13 protein-coding genes are annotated in these 11034 nt (G+C 71.8%); 5 read left to right on the top strand and 8 right to left on the bottom strand.

The genetic code is table 11. The annotated features are described in order from the left end of the window. Positions 1-9: 9 nt before the first annotated feature. On the bottom strand, positions 10-657 hold the full coding sequence (locus ACIQFU_RS31385) for a TetR/AcrR family transcriptional regulator (protein WP_402556025.1): 648 nt from the start codon (positions 655-657) through the stop codon (positions 10-12). Positions 658-786: 129 nt separating this feature from the next. Between ACIQFU_RS31385 and ACIQFU_RS31380 the strand changes: the two genes are divergently transcribed. After that, positions 787-1221 (top strand): hypothetical protein, encoded by a 435-nt coding sequence (locus ACIQFU_RS31380; RefSeq protein WP_402556024.1) that lies wholly within the window; start codon positions 787-789, stop codon positions 1219-1221. Positions 1222-1246: 25 nt separating this feature from the next. On the opposite strand, the gene ACIQFU_RS31375 is transcribed toward ACIQFU_RS31380, so the two are convergent. The 7 genes from ACIQFU_RS31375 to ACIQFU_RS31345 all read right to left on the bottom strand — a co-directional run bounded on the left by ACIQFU_RS31375 (position 1247) and on the right by ACIQFU_RS31345 (position 8062). Then, on the bottom strand, positions 1247-1762 hold the full coding sequence (locus tag ACIQFU_RS31375) for a hypothetical protein (protein WP_402556023.1): 516 nt from the start codon (positions 1760-1762) through the stop codon (positions 1247-1249). A 155-nt stretch (positions 1763-1917) separates the two neighbouring features. Further along, a complete protein-coding gene (locus ACIQFU_RS31370) occupies positions 1918-3639 on the bottom strand; it encodes a CotH kinase family protein (RefSeq protein ID WP_402556022.1) in 1722 nt (573 codons plus the stop codon). Further along, positions 3639-4316 carry a DUF4956 domain-containing protein gene (locus ACIQFU_RS31365; RefSeq protein ID WP_373903599.1) on the bottom strand — a complete coding sequence of 226 codons (678 nt, stop codon included), beginning with the start codon at positions 4314-4316 and terminating at the stop codon, positions 3639-3641. The genes ACIQFU_RS31370 and ACIQFU_RS31365 overlap by 1 nt, the downstream gene beginning before the upstream one ends. Beyond that, complete coding sequence (locus ACIQFU_RS31360) at positions 4313-5149, bottom strand: polyphosphate polymerase domain-containing protein (RefSeq protein ID WP_402556126.1); 837 nt, start codon at positions 5147-5149, stop codon at positions 4313-4315. The genes ACIQFU_RS31365 and ACIQFU_RS31360 overlap by 4 nt, the downstream gene beginning before the upstream one ends. A gap of 188 nt (positions 5150-5337) precedes the next feature. Beyond that, positions 5338-5535 carry a hypothetical protein gene (locus ACIQFU_RS31355; protein WP_402556021.1) on the bottom strand — a complete coding sequence of 66 codons (198 nt, stop codon included), beginning with the start codon at positions 5533-5535 and terminating at the stop codon, positions 5338-5340. Further along, positions 5532-6665 carry an FAD-dependent monooxygenase gene (locus ACIQFU_RS31350; RefSeq protein ID WP_402556020.1) on the bottom strand — a complete coding sequence of 378 codons (1134 nt, stop codon included), beginning with the start codon at positions 6663-6665 and terminating at the stop codon, positions 5532-5534. The genes ACIQFU_RS31355 and ACIQFU_RS31350 overlap by 4 nt, the downstream gene beginning before the upstream one ends. Continuing rightward, positions 6662-8062 carry an MFS transporter gene (locus tag ACIQFU_RS31345; RefSeq protein WP_402556018.1) on the bottom strand — a complete coding sequence of 467 codons (1401 nt, stop codon included), beginning with the start codon at positions 8060-8062 and terminating at the stop codon, positions 6662-6664. The genes ACIQFU_RS31350 and ACIQFU_RS31345 overlap by 4 nt, the downstream gene beginning before the upstream one ends. Positions 8063-8444: 382 nt before the next feature. Between ACIQFU_RS31345 and ACIQFU_RS31340 the strand changes: the two genes are divergently transcribed. From ACIQFU_RS31340 to ACIQFU_RS31325, 4 genes are all read left to right on the top strand, one after another. Continuing rightward, positions 8445-9233, top strand: coding sequence for an OBAP family protein (locus ACIQFU_RS31340; RefSeq protein ID WP_402556017.1), 789 nt, complete (start codon positions 8445-8447; stop codon positions 9231-9233). Between the two features lie 327 nt (positions 9234-9560). Next, positions 9561-9788, top strand: a complete 228-nt coding sequence (locus tag ACIQFU_RS31335) for a LysE family transporter (protein ID WP_402556016.1) — start codon at positions 9561-9563, stop codon at positions 9786-9788. Positions 9789-9864: 76 nt separating this feature from the next. Then, a complete protein-coding gene (locus ACIQFU_RS31330; RefSeq protein WP_402556014.1) occupies positions 9865-10566 on the top strand; it encodes a GNAT family N-acetyltransferase in 702 nt (233 codons plus the stop codon). 109 nt (positions 10567-10675) lie between these two features. Next, a complete protein-coding gene (locus ACIQFU_RS31325; protein ID WP_402556013.1) occupies positions 10676-11014 on the top strand; it encodes a hypothetical protein in 339 nt (112 codons plus the stop codon). Positions 11015-11034 lie beyond the last annotated feature (20 nt).

Raw genomic sequence — 11034 nt, 5'->3', positions numbered from 1 at the left:
GAGGGTGGCCTACTCGGCCGGGACGGACTTGGCGAGAACCGCCGGACCCACGCTCTCGACCACGGCCCGCGCGGACCGCTCCGGCACCCCGGCCGCGATGAGGATGGCGACCGCCGCCCGGGTGCCGTCGTCCTCCAGGGCACCGGTGTTGACCTGCTCGAGCAGCGCGACGACCATCGCCTCGAGTCCGGCGCTCAGCACGGCGGGGGGCAGGTGGGCGGGGAAGACGCCGTCCTGCCGGCCACGCTCCAGGATGGCGGTGACCTCGGCGCGGGCCGGGGCCAGGATCTCGGACACACGCTCCACGCCCAGGTCGTGCCGGGCCAGGGCCAGCAGCATGCGGTACCTGTCGCCCACGGGCCACATCAGCAGCGTGAAGTGCGCGAGCGCCCGGTCGGCCGGTTCGGCCGGCTCCGCCGCGTCGGCCATCGCGCTCCGCAGCGCCTCGGACGCCTCCTCGGCGAGGGCCTCCAGGAGCGCCGCGCGCCCCGGGAAGTGGCCGAAGAGGGTCCGGCGTACGACACCGGCGGCCCGGGCCAGCTCCTCCAGGGTGGTGTCCGGGTTCCGCCCCAGCTCCCGGCGGGCGGTGGCCAGGATGCGCGCCCGGTTGGAGCGCGCGTTGCGGCGCTGCGGCTCACGGGCGACGGGCTTGGTCACGGGAACCTCGGAGCGGGACGATGCGGGGGGGGTGCGGGACGGGCGGCGTGGACTTGGTCGTACATTCTGGCACGGGGGCGCGGCCGGAAGGCCACCGAGAAGGACGACGAGAAGGGCGAGGTCTCCGCGATGGACACGACATCGGCAGCCGTGGCAGGTGCCGTCACCTTCCTGTGGCTCGGCATGGTGCTGGCGATCTCCTTCCTGGAGGCGCCGCTGAAGTTCCGGGCCCCCGGGGTGACGATCCCGATCGGGCTCGGTATCGGCCGGATGGTCTTCCGTGCGCTGAACCTCGTCGAGGCCGTCCTCGCCGTCGCCGTGGTCGTCGCGGTCGCCACCGGCGACCCCTCCGCGGCCGTCGTGGCGCCCACCGCCGTCGCGGTGGCCGTGCTGGCCGTACAGCTCGGCGTCGTACGCCCGCTGCTGAACCGCCGCTCCGACGCCGCGCTCGCGGGCGAGGATCCCGCGGAACACCGCTCCCGCGCGCACCTCCACTACGTCGCACTGGAGATCGTGAAGGTCCTCGCGCTGCTCGCGTCGGGCTGTGCCGTCCTGGCGGGATGACGGTGCCGGACCCACCGGGGCAGCGCTACCCGCGCCCGGCCGGGTCCGCGGCCCTGCCCCGTCGTACGGCCGCGCGCGGCCAGGACCATCCCCACGGCCACCACCAGCAGCCCGCGCAGCCACACCTCCGCCTCGATCTGCGTGGCGAGCGCGAGGAGCATCGACAGCAGGGTGGTGACCGCGATCGCGGCCCACGGCGGCCGGGCAGCACCCCGGTCAGCGCGGCGGGCAGCAGCCCGTCCCGGGCCATGCCGTAGGCCGGCCGGGAGGACATGATGCCGGTGAGCAGCGCGCCGTTGGCCACGGCGACCGGAGCGACGGCGCTGAACAGGCGGGACGGGACGCCACCGGCCGCCTCGACCACCTCCAGCAGCGGTCCGCTCGACCGGCGAGCCGGGCCGTCGGTACCGCCACGGACGGTTGATGCCCCGCGCGTTGACCGCAGCGCCGGCAGCAGCGCGACGACCAGGGGCACCCACACCGCTCCCCCGGCGTCGGCGGCCACCTGGCCCACCAGCACGCAGACGCCCGCGCCGAGCACGTCGCCCAGGATGAAGAAGTACAGCAGCGGGGGTGGTCAGCGCGCGTTCGAGCGCCGGGCCTTCGGGGGTGTCCGCCGACCGTCGCGTTCCGGGTCCCGCCATGACGCCTCAGGTTTCCCGCCGGGCGGAAAACACGCCCGGCGGGCTGCGGGGATCACCCGGTGACCTCCTCGTTCTTCGCGAGTGCCGTGGTGCGTTCCTTCACCGTCTTGCGCAGGTTCCCGACGGCGGTGTCCAGGTCCCCGCTGTCCGCGCCGGCCGCGCTCGCCTCGTCGGCGACGCGGTCGAGCGCCTTCAGCGCGGTGCCCGAGCCGTAGAACTTCTCGTACAGCTCCCGGTACGCCTTCTTGTAGACGGCGTCGAAGGCGTCGGAGGCGAGGAAGCGCTCCTTGAGCGCGTGGCCGCCCATGCCGCCACCCGCGCCGCCGCCCGGTCCGCCGTCCGCGCCGCCTTCGCCGTCCTGGCCCTGCGCCGCACCGCCGCCGGGCATTCCCCCGGGCATCCCTTCCGGCATCCCCTCGGGCGCGCCTTCCGGCATTCCCTGCGGCATCCGGGTGTCTCCCCCCGCGGCGCCCCGGCCGTCTTCCTGGGCCGCGCCCGCTCCGGCGCCCATGCCGCCGCCCATTCCGCCGCCCATGCCGAACTCGTCGTCCGGGCCCGTGGTCGCGTCGCCGGAGAGGGTGAGGTTGTAGTCCCAGCCCAGTACGGTGAACTTCTTGGTGTCCAGGTCGTACCAGAGCAGGTAGTTCTTGCCCGGGCCCGCCATGTCGTCGGAGTTCAGCAGCAGGTTCTGCGCCGCGACGTAGGTGGCGAAGGACTTCACGTCCACGTACTCGTCGAGGTGCTCCGCGAACTCCTCGTCGGAGGCCTGGTCGACCCACCGGATGAGTTTCATGACCGGTTCCAGGTCCTGGCTGCCCACCTTGTTGAGCTGCTTGAACGACTCCTCGTAGTCGGTGGGGTCGTCCCCGGCGTACGCGAAGCTGCTGCCGGCCCGCGCCTTGTACATCACCCCGTTGCCGTCCCCGGCGGAGTCGGCGTACTCGGTGTCGGGGTTCTCGACCATCAGCCGGGTGGCCTCGGGCCGGTCGTTGACCTTGACCGAGGTGAAGGCGTACCGCTCGTTCTTCAGACCGCTGGTGTCCATCAGGTTCAGCGTCAGTGCCTCGTTCACCGGCACCTGCGCGTTGCTGCCGGGACGCAGGGAGATCTCGCGCTCGCCCTGGTAGGCGCGGCCCTCGATGTACTCGTCGACCTTGATCAGCCAGGGCAGTTCCTCGGGTTTGGCCGCGGACAGGTCGTACTGCGTCATCCCTCCGCCCCTGCCGCCCCGGTCCCCGGCGGTGTCCCCGGCCCCGCCGTCCTGCTGCTGCGGGGCCGGGGCTCCCTGCGCGGCACCGGTAGCACCGGTACCGCCGGCGTCACCGGGCATGTTCCGGCCGCCACCGGGCATGCCCCGGCCGCCGTTGCCGCGCAGGGACATCAGGGTGGAGTTGCCCTTCAGACGGAGTCCGACGTCCTTGAGGAAGACCCCGTCGACGGTGAGGTCGGCCTTGATGTACTCCTTGTTCCCGTCCTCCTGGAACTCCTTCATCATCTTGTCGAACTCGGTCTGGTCGTAACCCAGTTGGATGGAGTGGGGGACGGATGTGTCGTAGAGGCCGACCGTGCCGCGGACATCGTCCGTGATGACGTCGGCCTCCACGCGGGAGGAGGAGGTGACGTACGGCGAGACGCGGGCGTCTCCGAAGGCGTAGACCATGACCGCCAGCCCCGCGCACAGCGCGCCGACCGGCCTCCAGTGGTGCCGCAGCCGCACCGGCACCCGGTCCCTCAGCCGCCGTCGCGCCCGCACCGGCGTGCCGTTGTCCGCCATCACAGGTCGGTCGTGTCGTAACCGGTCAGCACCGTCACCCGCTGCCCGGAGGTGCGTTCCTGCAGTGCGCTCACCAGGTCGCCGGGCTCGGTGCCCTTCTTCATGCGCACCGTGTAGAACACCTCGTTGAGGGCGCCGCCCCGGATCGTCTCCGTGCTCACCAGTTCGTACTCGCTGGTGTACTTGATGAGCACGTCGCTGATCGCCGGACCGTAGTTCTCGCCGGCGGGCACCTGCACCTTGACCACCTGGCGCTGGACGTTGAGGGCGAACCAGTTGAACTTGAACATGATGACGACGACGGCGCAGACGACGACGGCGCCGACCGCGGCCAGCGTGTAGAAGCGGGCGCCGCAGGCCATGCCGATCGCCATGGCGAGGAAGATGAAGCCGACGTCCCTGGTCTCCTTCACGGCGTTGCGGAAGCGGACCACGGACAGCGCGCCGACGAGCGAGAACGCCCGGGCCAGGTTGGACCCGACGACCAGCATGATCAGGGCGACGATCATGCCCACGATCACCAGGGTCTGGACGTAGGACTGGCTGTAGGAGACGTTCCGGTGCGTGTACCGGTACACGTAGCCGATCAGCGTACTCAGGACGAACGACAGCGCCATGGCGGCGACGACGTCGGCGACGCTGAACGTGCCGCTGAGTTCCTGGAGATCGAAGTTCACTGTGCTCCTGCCTTCACGGGCGCGTCGTGCGCCGGCCGCTGCTCGGACAGCGGGGTGGTGGGGGTGGGCGGCGGACAGTCCGCCTCGTTGACGTGGAAGACGGACCGGGGGGCGAGACCGAAGGCCTCGACGGACTGCACGTACTTGGAGACCCGGACGAGACCGAGGTTGCGGCGGGCGGCCAGGTCGGTGATCCAGTGCGGGGTGCGCTCGTTGACCTTGATCTCCATCACCGACATGTGCGGCGGGACGGTGAACCGGTTCTCCGCGTTCGGCGTGCCGAAGTGGAAGTCGCGGTCCCGGCCGCGGATGCGCCGGTCGAACGTCACCCGCAGACCGGTGTCCGCGGCCCGGCCGACCAGGGCTTCGCGCTGGTAGCCGGTGATGGCGGTGGGCTGGAGGTTCAGTCGCACGACCAGTTCGAGCACCTCCTGCACGAAGGCGCTCTCCCCCGCCGCGTGCTCGATCGTCTGCCGACCGTCGCACAACTGCCGGGCGGTTCCGTACGGGAGGGTGATCCGGCGCTTCTGCGTGACCCGGTTGACGCGCTGCTTGATCTCCACGCACACGGGGGACTCGTCGGTCACCCCGTCGAGGTTCCCGTAGTGCCGGATGCGCAGCTTGCGCCGGAACTTCAGCCCTTCGATCTTCTCCCAGTAGAAGCGCAGCCGGGGGGTGTCGTAGTACAGGCTCCACACTCCGTAGCCGCCGACCGGGCTGTTCAGGTCCCGGTCCATGCGCTCGGCCAGTTCGTCCCGGATCTCGGCGGCCTGCTCGACCGGCACGAGGTACTTCAGCTCGAACCGGTTGAACGCGTGCAGCCTGCTGGCCACGTGCAACGGTCCCTCGCCCTGTTCCTCGCCCTGACCCGGCACTGCCACCCTGCGCCTCCTTCGTCCCTCCGGCCCCGTCGACCGGCACGGGACACGGAACAGGCGCCACCTAGGAGAGAGCTGAGAATGCGGCGTCAATTGCCCATGAATGCAAGACGAATTGGAGATGAACAAGGCGGGTCGCCCCGTCATCCCGGCGCCCATGCACCCCCACGCGCGGCGATGCCCACCGAGCGCGCCGCACGGTCGGCGCCGGCCTCGGTGAAGGGCAGGGCGTCATCACGGCCGTCGCCGTCAACGCGGCCCTGGTCGTCCTCGGAGTCGTCGCCGCCGCGCTCTTCCTGCGCGGTCGCGCCGCGACGGCCCGGTCGGTGGGCGGGGTTCATCGGCCGCTGAGCGCGCGCAGCCGTTGGTTGCGCTGCTCCAGGGCCTCGGCCGTGGTCGGGAACAGGGTGCCGCCGCCCTCACCGACCCGGTCCTGGGTCCGGGTCACGAGGTCGCGCGTGCCGTGCTCGTAGGCGGCGAAGCCCTCCGCGTGCCCCCTGACGGCCAGGGCACCGGCCAGGTGATACGCGCCGATGAGGGCGAGGCTGGTGCCCTGGCCGGTGAGGAACGAGGGCGCGTGCGCGGCATCGCCCAGCAGCGCGACGCGGCCGTCGGACCAGCGGGGCATGCGGATCTGGCCGACCGCGTCGAAGAACACGTCGTCCGCGTCGCGGAGGGCGGCCAGGATGCCGGGGACCTCCCACCCGGCGCCGGCGAAGACCTCGGCGACCAGCTCCCGTTGGGCCCGAGCGTTCCCGAAGGCGGCGTAGGGCGGCTCGGGTCGGGCGAAGTTCAGGAAGGCGTGCACCTCGTCGTCGTCCCCCACGGCGTAGAGGGCGACCGCCCTGCCCGGGGTGTTCCACATCACCGTCTCGTGGGAGAGGCCGAGGGTGTTGCGCATGGTGAACACGGCGAAGCAGTGACCGAGGTACCGGTGGAACCGCTCCTCGGGGCCGAACAGCATCTTCCTGGTGCGTGAGTGCATGCCGTCCGCGCCGAAGACCAGGTCGAAGGTACGGCTGCTGCCGTGGTGGAAGGTGACGTCGACGCCGTGGCCGGACTGGTCGAGGGTGTCCACGGAGTCGTTGAAGAGGAACTCCACGTCGTCCCGGACCGCCGTGTACAGCGCCTCCGTGAGGTCCCCGCGCCGTACCTCCAGGTCCCGGCCCGTGGCACCGCCGGTGACGGCGTGCGGGTGGAGCGAGGTCACCTCGCCGCCGTCCCCGTCTAGGAAGGTGAGCCGGCGCAGGTCGATGTGCGCGTCCCGCAGTTGCGGCAGGAGCCCCATCTTCTCCACGACGTCCAGCGCGGTGCCGCGTACGTCGACGGGGTAGCCGCCGCTGCGGATGGTGGGAGCCTTCTCGACCACGGTGACCGCGTATCCGTGGCGGTTGAGCCAGTAGGTCAGGGCGGGGCCGGCGATGCCGGCCCCGGAGATCAGGGCCTCGGGCCTCGGTGCGGTGCGGGTCATGCTTTGACTCCTTTGCTCATGGTGCGGGTGACGAACAGGGCCAGCGACACGACGACGCCGGCGACGACGAAGCCGGCGACGTAGGCCGATTCGGCCGCGACCTCCGACCCGGAGGGGGTGGCGGCGGTGAGGAGCGCGCCGCCGAGCTGGCCGCCGACGGCGTAGCCGAGGACGCGGCTCACCAGGATCAGGCTGGTGGCGATGCCGGTGTCGTTCCGGTCGACGGCGGTGGCGGTGCTGGTCATCATCGCGGTGACGCACAGCCCGTTGGCCAGCGCGATCAGTGCCTTGCCGACGACGAGGTGCCAGATCTCGGTGTGCACGGCCGCCAGGGCGCCCAGGGCGACGGCCATGACGACGACGCCGGTACCGACCACGGTCCGGGAGCCGAATCGCCGGTCCCCCATCCCGCCGAGCGGTCCGGCCAGCGTCGCGGCGACGGCGCCGGGCAGCAGGAAGAGCCCGATCTCGGTGGCGCTCGCCCCGAATCCGTATCCGTCGCCGCGCTCGTCGAGCAGCTGGGGAACGAGATAGACCGCCATCGCGGTGCCGAGGCAGATCACGAACGTCAGCACGCACGCCTTCCATATCGCGGGCCGTGCCAGCATGCGCAGGTCGATCATCGGCGTGGCCGCACGCCGTTCGACCCTCACCCACCCGGTGACGAACGCGGCCAGCACCAGCACGAGGCCGGCGAGCACGAGCGGCCGCGAGGCCGCTTCGGGCGCCAGCGCGAGGACCAGCATGAGCGTGACCAGCATCCCGCTCAGGAGCAGCAGTCCGGGCCAGTCGACACCGGCGTCGTCCGTCCGGTCCGGCGGGTCGGCCGGCATCAGCCTGTTCACGAGCAGGGTGGCGCCGATGACCGCCAACGTCGGCAGGGCGAACATCCAGTGCCTGGAGAGCTGTTCGGCCACCGGCCCGGCCGACAGCATGCCGACCATGCCGCCCCCGACGAAGAGCCCGCTGACCACGCCGATGGCCACCTTGGACTCGCCCGCGGGGAGGTGTCTGCGGACCACGATGAACGACAGGGGCAGCGCGCCGACCATCGCGCCCTGCAGTACCTGGCCGAGCAGCAGCACGGGCAGGTTCGGGGCCACGGCGGACACCGTGCCGCCGGCCGAGACCACCGCCATCAGCAGGATCAGGACCCTCTTCCCGCCGTAGCGGTCGCCGAACTTGCCCGCCAGCGGGGTGATGAGCGCGCCGGTGATGAGGAGGACGATGCTGAGCAGCGCCCCTTCGGACTGGCTCATGTCCAGTTCCCGTTCCAGGAGCGGGATCGTCGGTGACACCACCGACTCCAGGGCGCCGGTGGACAGCGCCAGCAGGCCGAGGGCCCCGACCGCGGCCTTCCCGACGCGGGCCGGGGGCGCCAGGGTGATCGTGGTCATGAGCGTCCGGTCACGGTCGAACGGGTCGGATCACCGGCGGTGCGTTCTTCCTGTTGCCTCGTCATCTCTGCCTCCTTTTGCCTCGTCATCTCTGCCTCCTTGTCCGTGCGGGCGCCGTCCGCGAGTGGTACGGCGGTCCCTGGGCGACGGGATGCAGAGTGCGGTGACGCCCGTGCGCCGGGCGTCATACCGGGGAGCCAATGTGGACGGGCTACCGGGGTAGGGGGTGGAGGATCCGGCGGGGCTTCGTGCGGTAGCCGGGCCGGGCGGGGCCGTCGCGGTCCGGGCGGGTTCCCGGCGGCAGACGGCGGACCGGTCCCCCCGCGCTCCCGAGCACCGCCGGGGGGCGTTACGACCGCCCGGTCCAGGGGACCCGGCGTCCATGGGACTCACACAGGGCACGCACCGCTCGCGCGGCTCCGGCCCGGGGGCGGCTGCGAGCATCGGCATCGGTGCCGCGGCAGGCGTCACGGCCGCGGCCGCGCTCCTGTTCGGCCGCAAGGCGGCCACGGTCGGCAGGATCGGCAAGGGGCACCCGCTCAAACACCGCGCGCTGGACCTGGCGGCCGGCTCGATGCAGCGGAAGTACCCGCTGGAGGCGATGAGCACCTACCTCAACGGCTTCCACATGTACGCCGACGACATGGGCCGGCAGGTGGAGGCCACGCACCTGTGCATCCATCTCCAGCACGACCTGCACCAGTGCGTCATATTCGACCGCAACGCACCCGACCCCCGCCTCATCGGCATCGAGTACATCATCAGCGAGGAACGCTTCCGCAGCCTGCCCGAGGACGAGAAACGGCTCTGGCACAGCCACCACTACGAGGTCAAGTCCGGCATCCTCACCGCCCCCGGAATCCCCGACCTGGCCGAGCACGCCTACTTCGAGGATCTCGTCACCACCTACGGCAAGACGTTCCACACCTGGCAGTACGACCGCGACGACTTCCCCTACGGCATCCCCCAGCTGATGATGGGCTTCACCGAGGACGGACAGGCGTCGGAGGAGATGATCCGGGCCCGGGACGACAGGCTCGGCCTCTCCGCGTCCGGCAAGCGGGAGAACCGGGCGGACATCCCCACGCCCGAAGTGGCACCGGGCGCCAACGCGTGGGAAAGCGGCCGGACCGTGCAGACCCGCATCGAGGAGACGGACTTCAAGCGCTGACCCCCGCGCCCCTCCGCCCCCCAGAGCAGTACGGGCGAGACCGCTGACCACGGACGACGCTGCGGATGTGAGACTGGGCGGGTGCTCATACGGTTCGTGACCGCGGCCGGTGTCCTGGCCGCACCGGCCATGGTGCCCGGCCCGACATGGCGGTCGTGACCAGGCGTGCCGTCGCCTCGGGCCGACAAAACGGACTGCGGACCGCGGGCGGGACCACCGCGGGACCGCTGGTCCGGGGCGTACTCGCGGTGACCGGCCTCGCCGCCGTCCTGGCCGCGTCCGCCGCCGCGTACACGGTGGTCAAAGTTCGCCGGCGCCGTCCACCCGGTGTTCCTCGGCGTCCAGGCACTGGTCCACAGCGGTCGGGGCCGCTCCCGGGCCCTGCTGGTCCTCGTCCACGTCCTGCTGACCTCGGTGTGGCTCGGCGGGTACGTCCTGCTGCTGTCCAGGGCCCGCGCCTTCTTCGAGAAGCCGGCCGTGCGCCGTGGCATGGACCGGGTCACCGGCGTCGTACTGATCGGATTCGGGCTGAAGGTCGCCACGATCCGGCCCTGAGCACGTCCACGGCGCAACCGGCCCCGGTGGCCGGGCCGCGGGGCCACCGCGTCACCTCGAAAGGAACAGCACGCCGATGAACGACGACGATCCGGTGCTGGACGACCCGGTGGGCTCGTCGCTCGGCGGCCGGCACGCACACCTCGCGCGCCGGCTCGGCCGGGCCGCCACCTATCTCCCGGACGTGGCCACCTTCTCCTCCGTGTCCACCGACCCGGACGCAGAGGACTGGGCCGACCTCGCCAAACTGCTCGGCCCCGGCGCCTTCGCCGACATGTTCGGCTGCCCGGCCCTCCCCCCGCCGCACTGGAAGCCGGTCTTCAGTCTCGAAGGCCGCCAGATGGTCCGGCCCGGTGGCCGCCGCCCGGGCCCGCCAGGCCCGGGGTCCGAAGCCGGCGTGGTCGAGCTGGGCGCGGACGCCGTGCCCGAGATGCTCGACCTCGTCGCGCGTACCGGTCCCGGACCGTTCTGGCCGCGCACCCGGGAACTCGGCACCTACCTGGGCGTGCGGGTGGACGGCACCCTGGTGGCGATGGCCGGGGAGCGCCTGCGCCCTCCGGGCTGGACCGAGATCAGCGCCGTCTGCACCGCCCCCGGCGCACGCGGGCAAGGACACGCCGCCCGTCTCGTGAGCGCGCTCACCGCCCGCGTCCTGACCCGCGGGGAACGTCCTTTTCTGCACGTGGCCGAGGCGAACACCGGCGCGATCGCGCTGTACGAACGCCTCGGCTTCGAGACCCGCCGGCAGGTCACCTTCCGGGGCTTCCGCACCCCCTGACGGGCGGCATGGGGGCCGCGCACCCCGCTGGTGCGCCGGCACTCGGAGCCCGGGAGCTTCCGTACGCCCTCTGACACACCGCGTCGGAGCGCTGCAGTACCAGCAGATCATGGAACGCTTCCTGCCGGATCTGACCGCTGAGCAGACCGCCGCGGCGCGGAAGAGCGGCGAGCTGATCCGCCTGTTCCACGAGTACGGCGAGCCAGCCTGCCGTCGCGCCGGGCTGGACGACGAGCGCACGGCGGAGTTCCTCGGCGGCTTCACCACCTACGTGTCCTTCGTGTGCGGCTCCAGCCAGATCGCGGTGCAGGAGCCCGAGGTGCCGGTCGAATCCTGGTCCACCGCGACCGCCGTGACCTCCGCGAGCAGCGCCGAGGCAGGCAAGCCGGTCGCAAAGGCCGGCCGTGCCGGAGCCGGGGCCTCAGCCGCCCACCTACCGATTCGGTGAGTCGACTGACATAGTGAGCA

It is taken from the genome of Streptomyces sp. NPDC093065 (genome assembly GCF_044754585.1).
Classification (GTDB): domain Bacteria; phylum Actinomycetota; class Actinomycetes; order Streptomycetales; family Streptomycetaceae; genus Streptomyces.
This window is presented reverse-complemented; position numbering and strand designations above follow the sequence as displayed.